Source organism: Duganella violaceipulchra, from assembly GCF_019166075.1.
GTDB lineage: Bacteria > Pseudomonadota > Gammaproteobacteria > Burkholderiales > Burkholderiaceae_D > Rugamonas > Rugamonas violaceipulchra.
The window spans coordinates 30087-52285 of the sequence record NZ_JAHTGR010000022.1 but is presented as its reverse complement, the minus strand read 5'-3'; the positions used below and the strand labels follow the sequence as shown (position 1 = coordinate 52285).

The 22199-nt window shown below is 66.4% G+C and carries 14 protein-coding genes; 4 read left to right on the top strand and 10 right to left on the bottom strand.

Features of this window, described 5'->3' with window-relative positions; translation table 11 throughout:
- The first annotated feature begins 43 nt into the window (after positions 1 to 43).
- The 3 genes from KVP70_RS28775 to KVP70_RS28765 are packed head-to-tail and all read left to right on the top strand — an operon-like array spanning position 44 to position 11400.
- The gene (locus tag KVP70_RS28775) at positions 44 to 8707 is read left to right on the top strand and encodes a two-partner secretion domain-containing protein (protein WP_217945821.1); all 8664 of its coding nucleotides are present in this window, start codon (positions 44 to 46) and stop codon (positions 8705 to 8707) included.
- Between the two features lie 22 nt (positions 8708 to 8729).
- A complete protein-coding gene (locus KVP70_RS28770) occupies positions 8730 to 9578 on the top strand; it encodes a hypothetical protein (RefSeq protein WP_217945820.1) in 849 nt (282 codons plus the stop codon).
- A 49-nt stretch (positions 9579 to 9627) separates the two neighbouring features.
- On the top strand, positions 9628 to 11400 hold the full coding sequence (locus tag KVP70_RS28765; protein ID WP_217945819.1) for a CHASE2 domain-containing protein: 1773 nt from the start codon (positions 9628 to 9630) through the stop codon (positions 11398 to 11400).
- On the opposite strand, the gene KVP70_RS28760 is transcribed toward KVP70_RS28765, so the two are convergent.
- The 6 genes from KVP70_RS28760 to KVP70_RS28735 form a co-directional block, all read right to left on the bottom strand.
- Positions 11401 to 11859 carry a hypothetical protein gene (locus KVP70_RS28760; RefSeq protein ID WP_217945818.1) on the bottom strand — a complete coding sequence of 153 codons (459 nt, stop codon included), beginning with the start codon at positions 11857 to 11859 and terminating at the stop codon, positions 11401 to 11403. It abuts the gene before it with no gap.
- A 26-nt stretch (positions 11860 to 11885) separates the two neighbouring features.
- Complete coding sequence (locus KVP70_RS28755; RefSeq protein ID WP_217945817.1) at positions 11886 to 12341, bottom strand: hypothetical protein; 456 nt, start codon at positions 12339 to 12341, stop codon at positions 11886 to 11888.
- Positions 12342 to 12372: 31 nt separating this feature from the next.
- Positions 12373 to 13956, bottom strand: a complete 1584-nt coding sequence (locus KVP70_RS28750; RefSeq protein ID WP_217945816.1) for a caspase family protein — start codon at positions 13954 to 13956, stop codon at positions 12373 to 12375.
- A 1-nt stretch (position 13957) separates the two neighbouring features.
- Positions 13958 to 14569: an OmpA family protein gene (locus KVP70_RS28745; RefSeq protein ID WP_217945815.1), complete on the bottom strand. Its 612-nt coding sequence runs from the start codon at positions 14567 to 14569 to the stop codon at positions 13958 to 13960.
- Positions 14570 to 14686: 117 nt separating this feature from the next.
- Positions 14687 to 15115 carry a type II toxin-antitoxin system VapC family toxin gene (locus KVP70_RS28740; RefSeq protein ID WP_217945814.1) on the bottom strand — a complete coding sequence of 143 codons (429 nt, stop codon included), beginning with the start codon at positions 15113 to 15115 and terminating at the stop codon, positions 14687 to 14689.
- The gene (locus tag KVP70_RS28735) at positions 15112 to 15366 is read right to left on the bottom strand and encodes a type II toxin-antitoxin system Phd/YefM family antitoxin (protein ID WP_217945813.1); all 255 of its coding nucleotides are present in this window, start codon (positions 15364 to 15366) and stop codon (positions 15112 to 15114) included. Before KVP70_RS28735 ends, KVP70_RS28740 begins: the two co-directional genes overlap by 4 nt.
- 349 nt (positions 15367 to 15715) lie before the next feature.
- On the opposite strand from KVP70_RS28735, the gene KVP70_RS28730 reads away from it, so the two are divergent.
- Positions 15716 to 17050, top strand: coding sequence for a tyrosine-type recombinase/integrase (locus tag KVP70_RS28730; RefSeq protein ID WP_217945812.1), 1335 nt, complete (start codon positions 15716 to 15718; stop codon positions 17048 to 17050).
- A gap of 14 nt (positions 17051 to 17064) precedes the next feature.
- On the opposite strand, the gene KVP70_RS28725 is transcribed toward KVP70_RS28730, so the two are convergent.
- The 4 genes from KVP70_RS28725 to KVP70_RS28710 form a co-directional block, all read right to left on the bottom strand.
- A complete protein-coding gene (locus KVP70_RS28725; RefSeq protein ID WP_217945811.1) occupies positions 17065 to 20001 on the bottom strand; it encodes a bifunctional DNA primase/polymerase in 2937 nt (978 codons plus the stop codon).
- The gene (locus KVP70_RS35045) at positions 19998 to 20354 is read right to left on the bottom strand and encodes a hypothetical protein (RefSeq protein WP_307730292.1); all 357 of its coding nucleotides are present in this window, start codon (positions 20352 to 20354) and stop codon (positions 19998 to 20000) included. Before KVP70_RS35045 ends, KVP70_RS28725 begins: the two co-directional genes overlap by 4 nt.
- Positions 20355 to 20483: 129 nt before the next feature.
- Positions 20484 to 21230: a hypothetical protein gene (locus KVP70_RS28715; RefSeq protein WP_217945810.1), complete on the bottom strand. Its 747-nt coding sequence runs from the start codon at positions 21228 to 21230 to the stop codon at positions 20484 to 20486.
- 565 nt (positions 21231 to 21795) lie between these two features.
- Positions 21796 to 22053 carry a hypothetical protein gene (locus tag KVP70_RS28710; RefSeq protein WP_217945809.1) on the bottom strand — a complete coding sequence of 86 codons (258 nt, stop codon included), beginning with the start codon at positions 22051 to 22053 and terminating at the stop codon, positions 21796 to 21798.
- Positions 22054 to 22199: the final 146 nt, after the last annotated feature.

Genomic DNA, 22199 nt, shown 5'->3' with positions numbered 1-22199 from the left:
CTGCGTTACACCTTGCGTTAAACACCTTGCCGGAGATTCCGCTATGTTGCGCCTCGCATTCCTGACCCGTACGCTGTTTCCCCATCCCTGCGTCCAGGCCGGCGCCGTCCTGCTGACGGTGCTGACGCTGGCGCCGCCGGCGCAGGGCGGGCCGCTCGATCCGACGGTGCGCGCCGGCACGGCCAGCTTCGCCGTCAACGGCAATGTCTTCACCGTCACCAACACGCCCAACACCATCATCGACTGGCGCCAGTTCAACGTCGCCAACGGCGAGCTGCTGCGCTTCCTGCAGCAGAACGCCCAGTCGACCGTGCTCAACCGCGTGACCGGCGTCGACCCCAGCCAGATCCTCGGCGCCCTGCAGTCGAACGGGCGGGTGCTGCTGGTCAATCCCAACGGCGTGCTGTTCGGCGCCAACGCGACGGTGGACGTGGCCGGCCTGGTCGCCTCCAGCCTGCGCCTGTCGGACGCCGACTTCCTGGCCGGCAAATACAACTTCGCCGGCGGCGCCGGCGGCGTGCACAACTTCGGCGCCATCACCACGCCGCTGGGCGGCAGCGTCTACCTGGTCGGCGGCGACGTCAGCAACGGCGGCGTGATCCGCGCGCCGGGCGGGCAGATCCTGCTGGCGGCCGGCCAGCGCGTCAGCCTGGCCGACAGCGGCGCGCCCAACCTGTCGGTGACGCTGGACACGGGCGGCAAGGCGCTCAACCTGGGCGAGCTGAACGCGGCGGGCGGGCGCATCGACATCTATGGCGCGCTGATCGACCTGCAGGGTGTGGCGCGGGCCGACAGCAGCGCGCGCGATGCCCTGGGACGCATCGTGCTCAAGGCCAGCGGCGCCACCAGCGTGGCGGGCGCGGTCAGCGCGGCCAACAGCGACGGCGTCGGCGGCAGCGTGCAGCTGCTGGGCGACAGCGTCAGCCTGGGCGAGGCCGCGCGCATCGACGCCAGCGGCAGCCTGGGCGGCGGCAGCGTGCTGGTCGGCGGCGACTACCAGGGCAGGAACGCGGCGCTGCAGAACGCCAGCCGGGTGGACATGGCGGCCGGCGCGCGCATCACCGCCAGCGCCGGGCAGAGCGGCGACGGCGGCAAGGTGGTGCTGTGGTCGCGCGACCAGACCAGCTTTGCCGGCAGCATCGTCGCGCGCGGCGGCGCGCTGGGCGGCGACGGCGGCCAGGTCGAAACCTCCGGCCACACGCTGCAGGCCAGCGGCTATGTCGACACCCTGGCGCCGCGCGGACGCACCGGCAACTGGCTGCTCGATCCGGCGGTGTTCTGCTTCTACACCAGCAGCGCCGGCGAATGCAGCGGCCCGGCGGCGGCCGGCGCGACCGATTTCAATTCCCTCGGCAACCTGCTGGTGGCCAGCAACGGCACCCTGCAGGCCAGCGACTTCGTCACCTTCCTGCCCAGCGGCGGCAGCGCCTCGGTCAACCCGGCGATACCGGCCGGCCTGACCCTGACGGTGCAGGCGCCCTACATCGAAGTGGGCCGCGGCGCCAGCATCAACACCGGCGTGGTGGGACTCAAGCTGGACGCGTCGAGCGCCTATGGCAGCACCAGCCGGGTCGACGGCGCCGGCGCCAGCCTGACCGGCAGCATCGTCATCGGCGGCATACTGGGATCGAACGCCAGCCAGGCCCTGATCAGCACGGGCGGCAACATCCGCATCGGCAGCGCCGACGGCACCAGTCCGGCGACGCTGAGCATGGGGCTGGCCTCGGGCACGCAGTCGATCACCACGACCGGCAATCTGGATCTGACGGCGGCGGTCGGCGCGGCGCAAATCACCACCCAGGGCGAGCAAACTATCCATGCCAATCGTATCAATCTGCTGGGCAGCAATGCCAGCGGTGCGACCAACGTCGGCGCCGGTCTGATCGCGGGCGTCAACCAGACCGTGCAGGCCGGCGAGATCAATCTGCTGGCCGGCAGTGGTGGCGGCGCGACGATCTGGATGCCCTCCGCCCCTGGCGGCAAGCAGACGGTGGATGCGGACCGGATCACGCTGACCGGCGGCGCTGCGGGCCTGTTCAACAACGCCAGCATCAACGCCAGCGGGCTCAATGTCAGCCAGACGATCACCGCCGGCGTCAGCCTGACGCTGAACGGCGGCGCCGGCGGCGCCGGCAACATTGCGCAGATCCGCGTCGACGGCGGCTCGGCGCAGGCCTCGGCCGTGCAAAAAATCACGGCGGGCGCGATCACCGTCAATGGCGGCATCAGCAGCGTGGCCGACGATACGCGCGGCAATAACGCCTCGCTCGATTCGGCCGGCAGCCAGGTCATCAATGCGGACTCGATCACCATCAATGGCGGCAGCACCACCGTTATCGTGCCCAACTATGGCGCATCGCACGCCTTCATCGGCGATGGCACTGGCGGACAGAGCATCAACGTCACCGGTGCGATCAAAGTCAACGGCGGCAGCGGCCTTGGCAGGACGGCGGCCAATATCTACACCAACGGCAACCAGTCGGTCAAAGCCGACAGCATCACCGTCACCGGCGGCAGCGCGGGCGCGAATAACTTTGCAGAAATCGGGCTGTACCGCGATTCCAATGTCGCGGTGGCGCCGCTCAACCTGAGCCAGACCATCGTCGCCAACAGCATCAGCCTGCAGGGCGGCGCGGACGGCGCCAGCAACACGGCCATGCTGACCGCGACCGGCGTCGGCGTGGTGCAGAAGATCACCACCGGGGACCTGGTGCTGAAGGGCGGCAGCGGCAGCAGCGGCAACCAGAACCGCGCCTTTGTCAGCGCCTGGGATGCGGCCGACATCGTGCCGCAGGTGCAGATCATCAACGCCGGCAACATCAGCGTGAGCGGCGGCGGCGGCACGCTGAGCGAGGCCTATATCGGCGGCAAGGCGGTGCAGACCATCGTCGCCGACAACATCACGCTGCGTTCGGGCGCCGGCAGCGGCGCCGGCGCGCGCATTACGACCAACCTGGACCAGACTGTGAGCGCGAGCCATGCGGTCGCCATCACCGGCGGCAGCTCGACCGACGCGGCCGCGTACAACGCCGCGTCGATCAACTCCGGCGGCAAGCAAAATTTCAGTGCCGATGTATTGACCTTGACCGGCGGCGACTCTGGCAGCGGCAACCGGGCCGATTTGGGCAGCGGCGGCGATCAGGTCATCGCCGTCAAGACGCTGGTCTTGACCGGGGGCAAGGGCGGCAACGACAACACCGCCACGCTGAACCTGAGTGGCAAACTGAGCGGCAAGGTGCAGAGAGTCGACGCCGACAGCATCACCCTGCTCGGCGGCGCCGGCACCAATAACACCGCGGGGATGTTCGTCAACGGCCCCGGCGTCAGTCAACTGATTTCGGCGCCCGTGATGCGCCTGACCGGCGGCGCGGCCGGCAGCGGCAACACGGCGCAGTTCTGGGCCAACGACGATAGCCTGACGCAGGCGCCCATCCAGACCGTCACCGCCGGCGCGCTGACGCTGACCGGCGGCGCCAGCGGCGTCAACAACAACGCCTACATCGCCGGCAAGGGCACGCAGACGGTCAAGGCCGACAGCATCCTGCTGCAGGGAGGGGGCGCCACCAATCTGAATGCCTACATCAACACCGACCTGGATCAGGTGCTGAGCGTGCAGAACGCGATCGTCCTGCAGGGCGGCAGCGGCGGCACCGCATCGATGTACGCCAACGGCAATCAAAGCATCACGGCCGCGTCGCTGTCGCTGGCCGGCAGCGCGACCGGCAGCGGCGGCGGCACCGATATCGGCAGCTCCGGCAACCAGACCGTGACCGTGCAATCGCTGGCCATCCTCGGTGGCAGCGGCGGCGACCACAACCACGCCAACCTCAGCCTGAACCAGGGTGCCGGCCACACGCAGACCATCAACGCCGACAGCATCGTCCTGCAGGCCGGCGCCGGCACGGAAAACTTCGCCGGCCTGCATGCGACCGGCGCCGGCGTCACCCAGCGCGTGAACACCAACAGCCTGACCATCAAGGCCGGCTCCGGCGTCAGCGGCGACTGGGCCCACCTGTGGTCCTACGACGACACCAACACCGTGGCGGCGACCCAGGTCATCACCGGCGGCGCGATCAGCCTCACCGGCGGCGAGACCCCGGACAGCAACGCCCTGATCGGCGGCAACGCGCACCAGACCATCAGCGCCGATACGCTGCGCATCAGTGGCGGCACCGGCAGCAGCAGCGGCGGCGGCGCCGGCGTCAGCACCGCGCGCGACCAGAGCATCGCCGTGCGTGACGCGCTGACCGTCAGCGGCGGCACGGGCGCCAACCAGGGCGCGTTTATCAGCGCCGGGACGGCGCAAACCATCAGCGCCGCGACGCTGACGATGAGCGGGGGTTCGGGCAGCGGCGGCGCCAGCGCCAACGTCAACAGCGGCGCCGGGCAGCGCATCACGGTGTCCGGCGCGCTGACACTCAACGGCGGCGCAGCCGGTGTCGGCAACCGTGCCCAGATTAATTTGTTCAACAATGTCGTGCAGGGTGGACTGGTGCAGGAGGTCGTGGCCTCCAGTGTTATCTTGACCGGTGGCGCCGGCGGCAGCCAGAACACCGCCCAAATCATCATCAATGCGAACGGCGGAACGCAAAACATTACCGCGCCCGCGCTGAGTTTGATCGGGGGACAGGGCGGCACAGAAAATCACGCGCGCATCCATGCGTTCGGCCCCGATGGCATAACGGTGTCGGACCAGAACATCAAGTCCGACAATGTGAGCATGTTGGGGGGCGGCGGCAGCGCCACCGATGCCAACAACTGGGCGCGCTTTTTTGGGAGCGGCAAGCAAACCATCACGGCCACCAACCTCACCATCGCCGGTGGCACCTGGACCGGTTCCAGCTCCGGCATCAGCAGCGGCATTGCGCAGACCATCACCGTCAGCGACACCTTGAGCATGCGCGCGGGCACGGCGGACCAGACCAATGTCTTCATCCAGCAGGTGCCGGCCGAAGGGATCACCAACGGCGCGCAGACCATCAGCGCGCATCGCCTCAACATGGTGGCCGGCGCCGATGGCAGCGATCGTTATGCGACGATCGCCGCGACATCCGGCACGCAAACCTTCAACCTGACCGGCGCCGGCTCGGAATTGACGATGAGCGGCGGCGGCAGCGGCGGCAGCGCCAACAACAAGGCCATCATCTACCAGGTCGGCTCGGGCACGCAGAAATTCGTCATCAACGGCGGCGGCGCGGTCAAGCTGCGGGGCGGTAACGGCGACGGTCTGCAGGACGGCGATCCCGAAGCCGGTTACTGCCCCAGCTGCCGTACCAGCAACAACCTGGCGGCCATCTATGCCTTCGGCGGCGGCGACCAGATCCTGGACTTCGTAGCCGGCGGCACGCTGGACCTGGCGGGCGGCAAAAACGGTTCGGACAACAGCGCCGTCATCCTCGCCGATCTCAGCAAGGGCGGCCACCAGACCGTCACCAGTTCGGGCGGCGCGGCCAACTACGCGGCCATCACGCTGACCGGCGGCAGCGGCGGCTACTACAACACGGCCGACGGCGCGATGATGACCAACGTCGCGGCGCTGGCCTCGTTCTCGCAGGGGAAGGCGGGGCTGGGCGGCGTGCTGAAAACCATCAACGCCAAATCGATCACGCTCGACGGCGGCGGCACGCCCACCACCCACGGCGGCGCGCTGCTGGCCACCGGCCAGGGCGACGCCCTGATCAACGTCACCGGCGACCTGACCATGACGGGCGGCGCCAGCAGCGTGGCCCTGCAGGCGCCGGCCGATCCGGCCACGGCGTTCTCGCGCGACCAGGGCGCGGTGGCGGCGATCAACCCGGACGGCAGCCTGACGGTGACCGTCGGCGGCAATCTGAGCCTGACCGGCGGCAGCGGCGCCAGCGGCGACGCCTTGATCCATGCTGCCGGCGCCAACAGCAAGCTGAGCGTGGCGGTCGGCGGCGCCACGCGGCTGATCGCCGGCGCCTCGTCGGCCTCGATCGTCACCCACACCGACAATCTGCTGCCGAAAAAGGTGCTGGGCGGCGTGCTGGTCGACCTCGGCGGCGACGGCAGCCTGAACACGTCGACCTTCGCCGCCAGCGGCCAGACGGTCGAGCTCAACGGCACCATCAACGCCACCGGCTCGGCGCCGAACGCGACGCTGCTGCCGAACTACACGCCCAGCGCGCCGGCCGGCGGCAGCCAGGTCGACTGGACCGTGCTGGGCGCGAAGAACCTGCAGGCCGAGATCTACGCCAGCGACGCCTACACGGTGCGCAGCGGCGGCCTGGTCACGCCGAACGGCAACTGGATTGTCGCGCTCGGCAAGAACGCGGCGGCCGCGCTGGACCCGGCCGGCAGCAGCACCCTGAGCTATGAGCTGATCAATGCCCACGGCTACAGCTGGAGCCCGGCCGTGTACGACAGTGGCAACGCGGCGGCGTTCCGCTTCCTGCTGCCCGAAGGCAGCCCGGTGGTCGACCTGCGCGTGGCCGACGCGGCGGTCCAGTCGACCTGCACCAACAGCCCGGCCATGTGCGCCAGCAACAGCGGCGGCGTCAGTGGCAGCGCGCTGCCGGGCGCGGCCGCCGCAGCCGCGCCGGTGACCTACGACGCCAGGCTGGCGCTGGCCGACGCGACGGCCGCGCCGGCGCCGGCCTCGGCCGCCGCGCCGGCCAAGACCGAGGACGGGCCGGCCGGCGGCGTGGCCGGCGCCAAGGTCGGCTTCGGCGGCAAGCGCGAGGCGACCCGCGAGAAGGAGGTGGCGCAGGCCGCCGACGACAAGAAATCGACCCAGGAACTGAAGCGCGAGGCGCGCGAAGCGAGCGGCGCCGCCAAGGCCGACCTGGCCGGCGCCCGCAAGGCCGAACTGGCCGCCAGGAAGGACGCCGGCCAGGCCAAACAGGCCAGCGCCGAGGCGGCCAAGGTCGAGGCCCAGGCCAAGCGCGCCGAGGCGCTGGCCAAGCGCGCCGAGGCCGACGGCAAGCAGGCCGACAGCGACGCGCGCAAGGCCGAAGCCGAGGTGCAGGGCGCGCCGACGCCGGCGCTGAAGGTGCTGGCGCAGGCGAAGAAGGCCGACGCCGACGCGCGCCGCGCCGGCTTCGAGGCCAAGGTGGCCGACGCCAACGCCAAGAAGGCCGAGGCCGGTGCCAAACAGAGCGAGGCCGGCGCCAAGCGCGTCGAGGCCGAGGCGCTGGGGGTGGACGCGCGCGCGCGCACCGCCGCCGCCGAGGCCAAGATGGCCGACGCCGCGCGCAGCGAGGCGCTGGCGCAGGCGCGCGAGGCGAAGTCGCCGCAGCAGCGCGCGGCGGCCGAGCGGGTGGCCGGCGACAAGCGGGTCGAGGTGACGCAGAAGACGGCCGAGAGCCGGGTGCGCCAGGAACAGGCCGACGATCTGCGGCTGGCCGCGTCGCAGGCCAAGGACCAGGCCGACGCGCGGCGCAGCCAGGCCCAGGCCAGCGTGCTGGAGGCCGGCGCCAAGCGCGAGGAAGCGCTGGCCCAGGTGGCCACCGCGCGCAGCCGCAAGGAGGAGGCGCAGGTGCAGCGCGCCGAGGCCAGCGGCAAGCCCGAGCTGGTCAAGGCGGCGACCGGCGCCAAGGCGGCGGCGGACCGTCAGCTGGCCGTGCAGACCAAAAAGGCCGAGGCGCAGAAGGTGGCGGCGGCGGCCAAGGCCGAGGAGGCCAAGGCCAAGCAGGCCAAGGCGGACGCGGCGGCCCTGGTGGTGGCCAAGCGCGACGAGGCGCGCCGCGCCAAGGCGTTGAAGGCTTTCGCGGCCACGGCGACGGCGGCGATGAGCGCCGAGCAGCTGGCCGAGCTGTCGGTGCTGCGCCACGAGCACAAGACCGCGGTGTTCAAGGAGGCGCTGAAGATCCTCGAACACAACGCCCACGCGGCCGACCTGCCGCCGTGCGGTCCCGGCGCCGGCGGCCTGTGCGTGCCCAACCAGGCGCTGCTGCAGACGCAGTTGCAGGCGATGCCGTCGCGGCCGGCGCTGCGCCTGCCCAGCGCGTCCTTCCTGCCGCAGATCGAGCGCAAGGTGGCGGTCGTCATCGGCATCAACCATTACCAGGATGAGCGCATCCCGGCGCTCGATTCGGCGGTGCCGGACGCCGAGGCGGTGGCCACGCTGATGGCCGAGAAGATGGGCTACGAGGTGCATGTGCTGCGCGACGCCACGCGGGCCGACATCGTCAACGGCATCGGCGCCATGTCGCGCGAGCTGGGGCCGAAGGACAGCCTGGCGGTGTACTACGCCGGCCACGGCTATATGACCGGCAACGCCAAGAGCGCCAAGCAGGGCTACTGGATACCGTCGGACGGCAGCGGCAACAGCCCGGCCAACTGGATCTCGACCAGCGACGTCTCGAAGCTGCTGGCCAGCGTGCCGGCGCGGCAGGTGATGCTGGTGTCGGACAGCTGCTACTCGGGCACCTTCGCCGAGGGCCAGAAGGTCGCCGCCGGCGCCGATGCCAACCAGATCCTGGGGCGCCGCTCGGTGGTGGTGATGTCCTCGGGCGGCGAGGAACCGGTGGCCGACGACGGCGTCGAAGGCCATTCGATCTTCGCCTGGAGCCTGATGAACGCGATGAAGCGGGTCACCCGCTACGACACCGGCAACACCGTGTTCGACGCCACCAAGGCCGGCGTGACCGAGGCCTATCCGCAGGTGCCGCAGTATGGCGCGGCGGTGTCGGCCGGCCACACCGCCGGCGGCGATTATCTGTTCGAGACGCGCAGCTATAAATGAGGCCACGGCCGAGGAGGGCATGATGTCGCTGATCCGTGTGTTTGTACTGGCCGCCGCTTGCGTGCTGGCCGGCCTGCCCGTCCACGCCGCCGAGGAAGTGGTCGGCATGGTGCTGGACGTGCAGGGCAATGGCGAGCTGGTGCGCAATACCCAGCACAGCAAATTGCAGTTGCTGAACTACGTCAAGCCGGGCGAGCAGCTGCGGCTCGACGCCGGCGCCAAGGCCTCGGTGTCGCACTACGGCGCCAAGCTGATCTACCAGCTGAGCGGGCCGGTGCTGGCCGAGGTCGACAGCGGCGCGATCCGCGTGCTGAGCGGCACGCCGCTGGCCACCAAGTCGCTGGCCGAGAAGGTGGTGCTGGCGGCGCTGAGCCCCAACACCGGGCCGGCGGCGTTCAAGATGCGCGCCATCATGCTGGACCTGACGCTGCTGGGACCGAAGAACGGCACGCTGGTGCTGGGCACCCGCCCGCAATTCCGCTGGGAGGCCAACGAGGCCACCGCCTACACCTTCACCCTGGAGCGCGCCGACGGCGCCGTGGTGACGCAGTTCAAGACCGACGCCTCGGCCTGGGAACCGCCGCCGGCCGCGCCGCTGGCGTATGGCCAGAGCTACCGCTGGAGCGTGGCCTACACCTCGGCGGTGGACGGCGAGGCGCGCCAGGCGATGGCCCAGTTCCAGGTGGCCAGCGAGGCCGAGCACGCCAGCCTGGAGGCGCTGCGGCCGGGCGCGGGCGCGCCGATCGACGAGTGGGTGCTGTACGCGAGCCTGCTGCAAAACCGCCAGATGCTCGACGACGCCCGCGCGATCTGGCAGGACATCGCGGCACGCCGGCCGGACCTGAGCAAGGCCGGCAGCCTGGCGCGCTAGGCCGCCCTTGGCCGCGCTGCCGCTAGCCGCCGCGCGCCGTTGGACGGCCGTGCGCGGTTACGTCTGCGGGCTGCTGGCGCTGGCCTGCGCGCTGCCGCTGGCGCCGGCCATCGACGCCCGCCTGCTGGACCTGCAGTTCGCCGTCAACCGCGCCTGGTTCCCGCAGCCGGTGCAACGCGACCTGGTGCTGGTGGGCATCAACGAAGCCTTCCTCGAAGGCGTCGAGGAACCGGTCACGCTGAGTCACCGCTATCTGGCGCAATTCCTGCGCGCAGTGGGCGCGGCCGGCCCGCTGGTGATCGGCATGGACCTGGTGCTGCCGGAAAAACGCTACGACCAGCTGCAGTCGCGCAGCGACCCCGAGTTCGATTTCCACCGCACCCTGCTGGCCGGCCTGCTCGGCGCCATGCAGACCAGCCCGGTGGTGGTGGCCAAGGTCTGGGACCACGACCGGCGCCACTTCCGCGACATCCAGCTCGACTACAGTTCGGTGCTGGCCAGCCAGGGCGAGGTCGTGCACGGCATCGCCTCGGCGCTGTTTGCCGCCGACCCGGACGGCCGCATCCGCCGCTATCCCGACGCGGCGATGCAGCCGGACCGCACGCCGTTTACCTTGTCGAGCGAGATCGCGGCGGCGGCCGGCGTGCGCCAGCCGTGGAGCGGCTTGATCAACTACCAGCTGGGCGCGCCGTTCCAGTACATCCCGCTGCAAGACGTGCTGCGGCTGGTGCGCGAGGGCCGGCAGGACGAGCTGGCGCGCCGTTTCGCCGGCAAGGCCGTGCTGCTGGGCGCGGTGTTGGACGATATCGACCTGGTCGACCTGCCGGTGCCGCTGGCGGCGTGGCTGCCCAACGCCACGCGGGTGCCGGGCATGCTGGCCCACGCGCAGGCGGTGCGCAGCATGCTGAACGGCGGCCTGATCGCGCCGCTGGCGCGCGGCGGCCTCTGGGCCGGCGCGGTCGCCATGGCGCTGTTCTGGTTTGGCGCGCGGCTGCGGCGCAAGCTGGCGCTGCTGTCGCTGCTGTCGCTGGGGCTGTGCGCGCTGAGCACGGCGCTGCTGCTGCGCGGCGTGTGGCTGGCGCCGGCCGCGCCGCTGCTGGGCGGCTGGATCGCGCTGCTGGCGCGCGCGGGCTGGCAGTCGTGGCAGCAGTTCCTGGAGCGGCAGCGCCTGAGCCGCTGCTTTGGCGGCTACGTCAGCCCGCAGGTCATGCAGAACATCCTGGACGGCGGCATCGACGCCCGCAAGTCCGGTCGCAAGCTGTCCGTGTGCGTGCTGTTTTCCGATGTGCGCGGCTTCACCGGCCTGAGCGAAGCCTTGCCCGCCGAGCAGGTGGTGGCGCTGTTGAACCGTTACTTCGCGCGCATGACGGCGGTGGTGCACCGCCACGGCGGCACGGTCGACAAGTTCATCGGCGACGGCATGATGGCCTTCTTCGGCGCGCCCAACGAGCTGGCCTGTCCGGAGGCGGCGGCGCTGGCGGCGGCGCGCGAGATGCTGGCCGAGCTGGCGCTGCTGAACGCCGAGTCGGCGCGGCTGGGGGCGCCGGCGCTGCGCATCGGCGTCGGCCTGCACAGCGGGCTGGCGGTGATCGGCTACATCGGCTCGGCGGCGCGCCACGAGTACACGGCGATCGGCAACACCGTCAACGTGGCGGCGCGCATCGAGAGCCTGTGCAAGGAGGTGGGCATGCCGGTGCTGTGTTCGCTGGCGGTGGCCGAGCGGCTGGCCGGCGAAACCGGGCTGAGCGACCTTGGCCTGCGCGAGATCAAGGGCCACAGCCCGGTGCATGTGCTGGGCTGGGCGCCGTCCCAGCCCGGATGATCATGGCTTTTTCTTGATGAAGACGATCTTGTCGATGACCGACTCGCCCGATTTGTCGATGTGGTAGATCACGTTGGCGTTGTACTGGTTGGCGCTGTTCATGGTGCGCTCGGCGTTGGCCTGCTTGATGAGCGAGTACACCACCGGCAGCAGCGCCAGGATGAACTTGGGCTTGAGCGCCGGGTCGGCCGGCTTGAGCGTGACCTCGCCCTCTTCGGCCACGGCGGTGATCCATTTGTCCACGCGCGGCGGAATGTTGTTGAGCGAGATCTTGCCGCTGATGTTCACTTCCACCTCGTTCTTGCCCTTGCCCAGTTCGCGCGACAACAGGTTGTCGAACAGCGTGGAATCGAGGAAGGTGATGGGTGGGCTGTCGGCGGCCGGCGCCGGCGTTTCCGCGGCCAGGGCCAGCGGGGCGGTGAGCGTCAGCAGCAGCAGGGAGTGGCGGAGCGGTTTCATGTTGGGCCTTGTAGGGGAAGGGGCGGCTATTTGACGACCAGGGTCAGGAGTTTCTCGTTGCTGCGGTTATTGCTGTCTTGTATCTTGAGCAGCAACCGGTGCTTGCCCGAGGGGACGTCGGCCTGGTCGATGCGCAACTCGTTCTGCACGAAGGTGGCGCGCTTGAGCAGGCGGTCGGTGATGTTGATGCCGAAGGCGCCGTAGTACACCTGCAGCGAGGCCGGCACCAGCGCGGCGCCACCCTCGGTGCCGAAGTGCACGCGCACCGGGAACGGCGTGGTGGCGATGTTTTGCGGATCGGCCGGTTCGACCAGGTCGATGGTCGGCGCGCCCGGCTGCGGCACACCCTTGGCGATCAGGATGGAGCGCGACAGCACGGCCTGCTCGGCCTGGCTCTCGGCCAGCGTGATCAGGGGTTCGCCGGCCCGGCACAGGGCGGGGGGCAGCAGGGAACAGCACAGCAGCATGGTGGACAGTTTCATCGCGTCTCTCGTCGAGGGGACAGGGCCGGCATCACCACTCGGTGAATTCGACCAGGGCGGCGCCAAAGGCGTCGGAACACTGGGCGCTGCTGGCCGGCGTGCGCGCAGCGCCGCCGCGGCGGCATTGCGGCGTGGACGCGCGCAGCGAGGTGCCCAGCAACCATTGCAGATTGGCGCGGCCGGCGGCGTCGCTCAGGCTTTGCACGAAGGGCCCGGCCTTGTTGTTGCCCAGCACGGACAGGTCGCGTTCGGACTCGCTGACCACCACCAGCATGCGGTCGATGCCGGCCGGCCCCTGCGCCGTGATGCGCCAGTTGGGACGCGGCAGCTTGAGCGTCTCGCCGGCCTTGATGGCGTTGGCGCGGTCCTTGTCGTTGGGGAACAGCATATAGTAGCTGCTGTTGTCCGAGCCCAGCAGCACCAGGTAGACATAGCCGTCGTGCGAGGAGGTGACCGAGACGTCCAGCGCGTCCTTGCCGATGCGCAGCAGATTCGATTGCGAATTGAGCGCGACCTTGCGGCGCGGATCGCGCTGGGCCAGCACGTCGTTGAAGGCGGCGCCGGGCGCGGCCGAGGCGGGCGGCGCCACCGTCAGCACGCTGGCCTGCTCGAAGGCCGAGGCGAACCAGCCGGGCACGAAGCCGGTGTTGCCGCCCAGCGTCAGGTGCTGGGTGCTGTACTGCTGGCTGCCGGCGAAGCGCTGGTCGATCTTGTTCTGGGCGCAGGCGGCGATTTCATTGACGGAGATGCCGCCCGAGTTGTCCAGGTCCTTGCCGTCGCCCAGCATGCAGTCGCGCCAGGCCTGGGTGGCCAGGCCGCCGGCGCCCTCGTCGTCGAAGGAGATTTCCTCCGGCCGCGAGGAAGAGATCTGCACGATGTTCTGCGGCAGGCTGCCGCTGCGCATGGCCTCGCCGGTCAGGCTGCGGGTGCGGATATTGGCCGGCTTGGCGCAGGCCTCGGCCACGCCGGCCGGGCTGAACTTCGGCGTCAGCCTGGCGCCGTCGGGCGCCTTCAGGCTGCGCGTCAGCGCCATCGGCTTGCCGACGATGCCGCCCGAGTGGCAGGCGTCGTAAAACACGAACAGCTTGTCGGCCTTGTCGGAGATCGGCCTGAGCAGATTGGCCAGGCGCTCGTTGGTCAGCGGGTGGCTGTCGGCCGGCAGCAGCGCCTCGACGCAGCCGTTGTCCTTGGCCTGCACGTCGTACCAGCGGCTGCCGTGGCCGGAGAAGTAGAAGAACACGCGGTCGCCCGGCTGGGTGCGTTCATCGAGGGCGGCGATTTCCTGCTGGATGCGCTCGGACGTGGCCTCGTGGTCGCGCAGGATGGTGATGTTTTCCGGCGGCACCTGCATCGCGACCGCCATCTTGGTGGCCGAATCGACGTCGTAGCCGATGCCCTTGAGCTGCGGCACGGCCGGGCTCAGGTAGTCGCCGACGGCGATGATCAGCGCGTGGCGGGTGGCGCGCGCCTGCACGCGGGTGCCGGCGGCGGCCGCCTTGTCCGGCGCCGCGCCTGGCGTGGCGGCCGGTGTGGCGGCGCGGGCCTGGCCGGCCAGCGCGCAGGCGAGCAGCAGCAGGGCCGGACGCAGCAGGGGAGAGCGCCGTTGCGTCCTCATCTCATTTCCCCAGCATGACGATGCGCACGCGGCGGTTTTCCGGCGCGCCCGGCATGGCCGGATTGAGCAACTCGCTGGAACCCTTGCCTTCCGCCACGATGCGGCTGGCGTCGACATGGTGTTGCACCAGTGCCCGCTTGACCTGCTCGGCGCGTTGCGCCGACAGGCGCTTGTTGTAGGCCGGCTTGCCGTTGCCGTCGGTGTGGCCTTCGACCAGGAAGCGCATCGGCAGCAGTTCCGGTGTCTGCAACGCCTGCGCCAGGTTGGCCAGCAGCTTCATGCTGGCCGGCAGCACGCGGTCGGAATTGACTTCGAACTGGATGGCCAGGTTAATCGATGGTACCGGAGCGGGGGCGGGCGCCGGCGCCGGTGCGCTGGGTGCGGGAGCGGCGCCGCCCTCGGGCAGGGTGTTGATTTCGACGCCCAGGTTGCGGGTCTTGCGCTTCGGCTGGGCCGGCGCCGCGGCTGGCGCGCCGACGGGGCGGGCGGTCAACGCGTCGATCATTTGCTGGGTGGTGGGGGCGGCTGGAACAGCGTCCTGTGCCAATGTGACGGGGCTGGAAGCGAGCAGAAATGCGTGCAAAAACAGCGACAGCCATTGTTTGTTCGACATGAAAACCCCCGCAGGAAGTGATGTTCTTATTGTACTGAAAATTCATCTCAGTCAATTCTTCTTTGCGGGAAATCGAGAAATATACTTTTGAACTGTGCAACCTGACGCTGTTTCCCTTCACTGCGATACGTCCCACGGATTGACGAGGGCTACGCCCATGGGCTTAAAATCGGCGACGTTGCGCGTGACCACCGTCATGCCATGCACAAGGGCGGTTGCCGCGATGAGTGCGTCGCGCTCGTCGCGCTGGTCGGGTACGTGCAGCCGGGCGCAGCGTTGTGCCACGGCGGTATCGATGGGCAGCGTGCGTCCGGAGAACTCAGGCAATACGTGCTGGTCTAGCCATGAGCGCAACAGGCCCCCCTGGGTGGTGTCTTTTCGCTCGATCGACAGAACCCCAAGTTCCAGTTCCATGATGGTGATGGCCGACACAAAGAGGTCAGCGGCATCAACGCTTGCCGTCCAAGCCGCCACGTTCGAATCGGCCTTGCCGAGTCGCACCTTGCGCAGTTCGGATACCACGTTGGTGTCGAGAACAAACATCATGAGAAATCAGCCGGCCGGCTATCGATGATCACACGCGGCGCCTCAAACTCGATGTCGGCAATGCCTGGCATTGCGAGTGCATCGGCAATATTGCGCCGTTGCTTAGTGAGTCGCTGGTATTCCTCGAAGGTCATCAGCACGTGGGCTGGCCGGCCTCTATCGGTGATAAACACGGGCCCGTTGTTTGCGGCCCGTTTTGCCTCGCTCGCTCCTTGATTGAACTCGCGGCTTGATAAGGTGGTAATGGCCATGACGTCACCCCGGAAGGCTAAATTTATGTAGCGATGTTACTACACGGTTAGGGCGAGTACAAGGAGCGCAGAATGCAAAAAAAGGGCTACAGCGACAAGCGCGTAACCCTTTAATTTTCCTACGTATTCTGTGGGGTGGCTGATGGGGCTCGAACCCACGACAACAGGAATCACAATCCTGACTAATATGTATTTCTTGCCGTTGGTTACTGTTGGCGGTTTGGTGAAAAACCATAATATACAATGGGTTATGTTTATTTGCTGTTGACCGTTGTGTTGATTTTGACACATTGTTATACTCCAATCCGGGTTACATGCAGGTTACACGGAAGCGTTGAAGGGTATAGGGATGGCGAAAGTGAAGTTTACGGCAGGGCGGGTGGATGCGTTTGAGTGCGACGAAGGCAAGAGCCAGTCCTTCCTCTGGGACGCAGCCGCGCCAGGGTTGGGCTTGAGGGCAACCGCCAACGGCGCCAAAGCCTATATGTTCCAGGCCAAGTTGAACGGCGCCGCTATACGGGTCACGATTGGCGCCCCTGAAACATGGAGTATCCAAGATGCCCAAGCGGAAGCTCGTCGCCTGAAGGTGATGATCGACAATGGCCAAGACCCGCGCCAAGTCAAAGCCGATGCAATTGCGGCCGACGCCGCACGTCTCGCGGTGGCGGTGAGCGAGGCCAAGGAGCGTCACGCGCAAGAGAGGCGGGACAGTGTAACTTTGGGCATGGTATGGCCAATCTATGTGGCCTCGCGGAGCGACAGGTGGAGCGCCTGGCACATTCGTGACCATGAGAACGTCGTGCGCCTTGGTGGCCAGCCTAAGAAACGCGGCAAGGGCTTGACGGAGGCCGGGCCGTTGGCGTCACTGTTGGCCGTGCGGCTGGTAGACCTTGCCGGGAAGCGGATCGGCGAATGGCTGGCCCTTGAGGCTAAGGCGCGGGCTACTCAAGCTGCGTTGTCATTCCGGTTGCTGTCCGTGTTCGTCAACTGGTGCGAATCGACCGAAGAATACGCCGGGCTGGTACCGGCGGGCGCATGCAAGGCTCGCCAGGTGCGCGATGAAATGCCCAGCAAGAACGCGAAAGAGAATGACAGCTTGCAGCGTGAACAACTGGCCCCTTGGTTCAGCGCTGTGCGTGGCATGAGCAATCTTGTCCAGTCGGCCTACCTCCAGGCGCTCCTGCTGACCGGCGCACGCCGCCGTGAGCTTAGCGCGCTGGAATGGAGCGATGTGGACTTCCAGTGGCAACGGTTGACCATTCGGGACAAGGTAGAAGGCGAGAGGACTATTCCGCTGACGCCGTATGTGGCGGGATTGCTTGCTGGTCTGCCGCGCTGCAACGGTTGGGTATTCGCCAGCCCGGCGTCAGCGAGCGGGCAATTGACCGAGCCGACACCTGGGCACAAGCGCGCGTTGGCCGCCGCAGGACTTCCTGATATGACCTTGCATGGTCTGCGCCGTTCGTTCGGCACGTTGGCGGAGTGGACTGAGGCGCCGACTGGCGTGGTGGCGCAGATCATGGGGCACAAGCCTAGCGCCATCGCGGAGAAGCACTACAGGCAGCGGCCTATTGACCTGCTGCGCATGTGGCACATCAAGATTGAAGAATGGATGTTGCTGCAGGCTGGACTGGTGCCCGCCGTTGAGGATGACGCCGCGCCAGAGCTGGCAGCGGCGGCATGATTGTGGGAGGCTGATTAGGCGCGCGGCAGGTAGGTGATAACGGCGTTGGTCCGTCCAGTACCTTTGGTGATTTTGCCCTGAGCCAGCAGCGCCTTGATGGCTTGCTCACGGTCCCGTTGGGGCACCGCGCCGTACACCTTGCAGCGATCAACCAAAATGCGCTCGGTGATGGCCTTTTCTTCCTTCTTAAAGTAGGCCGCGATCTGCTTGTAGGCCATGGCCTCAATCTTGGCGTACTTGCTGCCGAAGAGGTGCGAGCGGATGTCGGCCATGAAGGCGTTCGCAGCGTTGGTGACGATTGCCAGCGCTAATTTGAAGTGTTCGACGCCGACTTCGGTCGCCCATGGGGCGGCGGCCAGCGCCAACGTCAGCGCAACACGGCTCGCGTTCTCGACGGTGCGGGTCAGCATAGTGCTCTCCAACTCATCCACGCAGGCATTACGGCGGTCAACGATGTCCAACTGGGCTTGCCGTACCAGCCGCGCAGCGGCGGCGGAGTAGGGCACCATAATTGGCTGGTATCGATGGTTGGCCACGCCGATGAGGTCGCCCTTTTCTTTGATTGCTTGCGCGTGTTCGCCTACGCGCGCCTTGATCGCTGCCAGCCAGGCTTTCACTGATTCAGGCATCGGCGCGTCTTCGTAGTCGAAATTGGGCATTGGGATCTTGTCGGGCGCGCGGAAAAACAGGATGCGCGGCAAGAATCCACTTCCGATCACGTCGTCTGACATGCCTTTGAACAGTGTCACGGCAGTGGTGGCGCCAAAGATGGAGGGGCAGGGGCTGGCGAGGTCAGTACGTTCGCGGCCGTTTACCTTCTTACTGTCCTGCACGGCGTACTCCGTGCCGCGATACGTCTCGCCGCCCTTGGTGTACAGGTCCATAAACACCGTGCCGATGCGCGCTTGATGGCTGGCTGCTTTCGCATCGAAAACGCTTTGCAGCACCTCGCCCAGCTCATCCATGACGAACGTACTGGCCGGATTGCGCCCCATGACAGTGAGCACACTGGCGTCACTTGCCGGCTTCCCTGCGCGGCGTTCTGGATCGTAGGCATCAAGGATCTTAATTACCGTACGGAGTGCATTCTCCTTGCCGCAACCGGAAGGTCCAACGGCCACATTGTATAGATTGGTGTGCGAGCCGCTGGCCCCGATGAAGTCGCGGGCCAGCACGCTGGAGCACGCGGCGAGCGCCGTGCACAGATCAAACGCTGGCTGAACAGTGCGCGCGGTACGGGCGCTCCAGGCGGCGATATCGCTCATCACGCCGGGCAGCTCTGCCTGTTCTACAGCATCGACCACGCTGTTCGCCTTGTCAATTTCAGCAACGGCCTTCTCGGCTAGTGCCAGCGCTTCCTCATCGAGGTCGTCGGCGTCGAACATGCTGTCTGCTGCTTCCTTGGCGCCGTAGCTGTTCGTTGCTGCGCTCTTGGCGATGCTGTTTACTTCGTGCTCTGGCAGCGGCTGCGTGCAGCGGTGTTGATTCTCGATGTTGAGGACGGCGCGGATGCTCTCTGGCTGCAGACCGAGGCGGGCCATGTTACCGCCCAGCTTGAACAGGGCGTTATTGCGGCCGCCCTCTGGAATGCGGTAACCCACGGGGGCGGCAGCAGGCTTTGCTGGCGAATTCATGGCGGCCTTCGTGACCAGCATGCTTTGCCACAAGGTCAGCAGGGCTGGTGGCAGCTCCGGCAGGTTCTTGAAATCGCCAGCGCCAGCCCATTCGTAGGGTTTGCCGGTGGTCGGATGGATGGTCGGCGGCAGCACGTCTTGGCAGCCCTTGACGCTGGCGGAACGGAATTCAATCAGCATCGAGCCGTCATGATTCTTGACTTGCACGATCTCCAGGGGCGCGATGCCCGGCGGCAGGCGATATACCAATTTGCCACGGTTCGGTTGGCCGGATTTGATCTGAACGGCGTCGTCAGCGGCCAGCAAGGCGAGCAGGTCGATGTCGCGGGCCTCGAACCACGCCACTGCGCTCTCGAAGTTATCCAGGTCGATGGCGCAGGTGCCAGAGAGGGCGTGAATCAGACCCAGACCTTCGTGGTTTACTTGATCGAGAGTGATTGGGTTGTCTTGCCAGCCTTTGGTTTTCGGCCCTTTGCTGCCCGTGGCGATGCGGCACAGCTTGAAGCCGGCATTGCTGTATTCGGCGGCGATGGCGCGGTTCACGGCTATACGCATGGTGACATCCTGCCCGATTGCCTGGAAATCGGTGCATGCGGCATCCGGCACGCAAGACGTAATGGCGTCGTCTTCGATTGGTTTCTGTTCTTCTGCACGGACGGCTGCCGACGTGTTGACCACCATCGCGGTAGCGGTCATCTTGGACGTCACGCTCAGATGGGCGCTACCCGCGATGACCGTGCCTGCCGGCAGCGGATGACCTTCCCACTGATAGGTGGCACCCGACTGGTGCAGCGAGCCGGCGCCCATGACGCTGCCGTTTTTTGCGTGAATCTTGGCGTTTTGGATGCTGCCGAAGTTCAGATCCTGTTCGGCCGTCACCTCGACGTAGACGTGGCGCGTGCCGTGAGGGGTGAGTACCTGCCCGCAGGTGCGGAAGGTACCATTGATCATCGCTGCAACTTGAGCCATTGCCTCTTCGCCCAGCTTGGCGTCTGCGGGCGCCTCAACCACTGCCAGTACGTAGTCGCTGCCTTCCTGTTTGCGGCCAGTCGCAACGGCGAAGTTCATGTTGGGCCACTTTTCAACCCAGCCGACAATGATGGCTGGGTCGCACGTCGAAGTCAGGTGGGTGAAGTAGCTGCACGGATGCGCACCATTGTGAACGGCTGGGTGATCGTGGCGGCAATCGCATTTACCGTCAGTGATGCCATTGATTGGGTAGATTGCCCAGCCACGCTTTGCGTAGGCCAGTGCGTAGTCCAGCGCCGGATTGGTGGCGCGCTGGGGCAGAGGCAGTTTGATGGCTTCAGCGATCATTGAATGCCCTCCACGCCCATCAGGCGGCGGATCGCATCGACAGGCCACGCCAGGCGGCCATTGATGCGGATGGGGCGGATCGGCCCGTCCTCCAAGCATGCCCAACTGCGCAGCGTTTGCTGCTTGCGACCGAGCCAGTGAGCCGCGCAGGCGGTGCCGACGTGGGTACGCTTTTCGCCGCGCAGCGAGGGGTGGGCGAATGCGACATGCTGGCGGGCCGGCTTGCTGTCGTTGCTGCCGACGATGTTTTGGCCTCGGGCGGCGCTGGTGTTGTACAGGAATTGACCGTATGCCGTCGCGGCGTTCGGCGCGACCCACTGTTGTGGGTTGTATTGCAGGGAGGAAGGGAACATGGTGCGTCTCGTTGTTAAAGGAGTCACCAGCATTCCAGTGGTCAGTGCATTCGACGCTATGTCGCTTCCTAACCCTTACCAACCCTTACCTACCCTTACCCGATTTCGGCCGGTCGAACGCGATAGGCATTACTGGCCCGTTGATTTCCGATGCTTGACCAACCGCATTTTGAGTGCGTTCTTGCTCAGCGACGTGGGTCGGTTTTTGTCGTCGGTGAAGTGTAGTCGCTCATCCTCCACCAACCCTGTGAACGGCGGCGTGCCGTCCAGAGCCAAGTCACGGAGGTGAATCCAAACGGCGCCGCTGGACATCGTGCCCGCCCGCTTAATGGCAGCCTCGATTGGCCCGTCCATAGAATTGCGTTTGATAAGGTGCTTGATGCCGACGATAGCCCTATGGCTGTGAGGCTGCTCTGCGGTTGGTGCGCCATTTGCCTGCAATTCCTCGATGGTCTCGGTCGGGACGCGGCAAGTTTCGTCAGTGACCGTCACCCACTGTGACAGCATGAACACCTCGGACTCGCCCATGAAGTCCTCAGGGAGCCACCGTTCCCAATGAGGTTGTGCATCCAACTGCTCGACGGTATGCGGCGCATGCGCCAGTTCATGTGCTCGATGCAGTCGGCGGGCCTTGATTTCCTGCCAGGTCATGTAATCCGGGTCGCCCGGTTCGAGCGCCACGCCGGTGGTGGTCGCCTCGCCATGCATCGCCAGATTCATGGTCGTAGCCCGCGACAGCAGAGCGTGCCGTCGATACCCCAAAGGAGGAAAGTGAGCATTGCGCTGCTCCCCTATCGATTCAATCACTGGATTGCAGCCAATGGGCGTGGTGGCGCGCAGCGGCAACGAGTTGGCGATGACGGCGTTGAAGAACATGGCACGGGTCCAGGGCCTGCCTGTGGTCTGGGACAGGACTTGCAGCGCTTCTGGTAGCGTAGGCAGTAGATTGACGGTCATGGTGGCGTGTCGCAGGCAGCGTTGATGTATAGGCGACGCACTATACTGGGAGGCCAGATCGGAGGTCAACGTGGCCACGCCGAACATCCACCAACATCCACCGAATATCCACCTGGTTTCTCATGCATGATCGGCCTGTAACCCGCATGGATAAAGGGCCTTCGAGGAGAAGCCGCGAACATCCAGCTTTTTTGCACATTCCCTGTATAGGTAGCGTATTGCGGGTTTTGAGGCACCGCTGTGCGAATGTATGGGTGGGGTGGAGAAGGGGAGAAGGTTGGGGTATTTTTATATATTATTTATATACTTCTCTAGTATCTATGCGGGTTTCAAGCCTTGTACGCTTTCTGTGCAAGGCAAGCACAAGGTGAACGAATTTTTGTAAAGTGCATTCAATGCCTACCAAGCCCAAGAGACCGATGTCGACATCCAAGTTGCTCCTTTCGCGCGCGACCTAGCATCTGGCGTTCTGAGGTATTAGAAGTCAGAAATCGTTGCTACCTAACGCGATAGCCCCTGCCATTGGATGGCGCGTGACATAGGCAAGGGCGGCTTCCGCAATAAGTTGCCTATGCGCAGTGAAAATCCACATCAGATCGTGCCCCGCAGGGCCGTCGAGTTGTAGCAGCGCGCTGCGCGAAATGTAGCCATGTCGATCGACAGTGCCAGTCCTAAACGAAAACTCAACACGTTCTTCGTCGCCAGAAAGATGTTCCTTGATGATGCTATGCGTGGTATCCATTTTTCCTCAAGGGCTTGTATGCGATTGATTTTGACGTTATGCCGGCGTCGGGACAAGCTAGGCAGAAGCTGCACCTCATCGGCTTGGTGTCCTCTTGGCAGCTGAACGAGTACCGCCCACTCCCAGTGGGCGGGACCAAACTACTG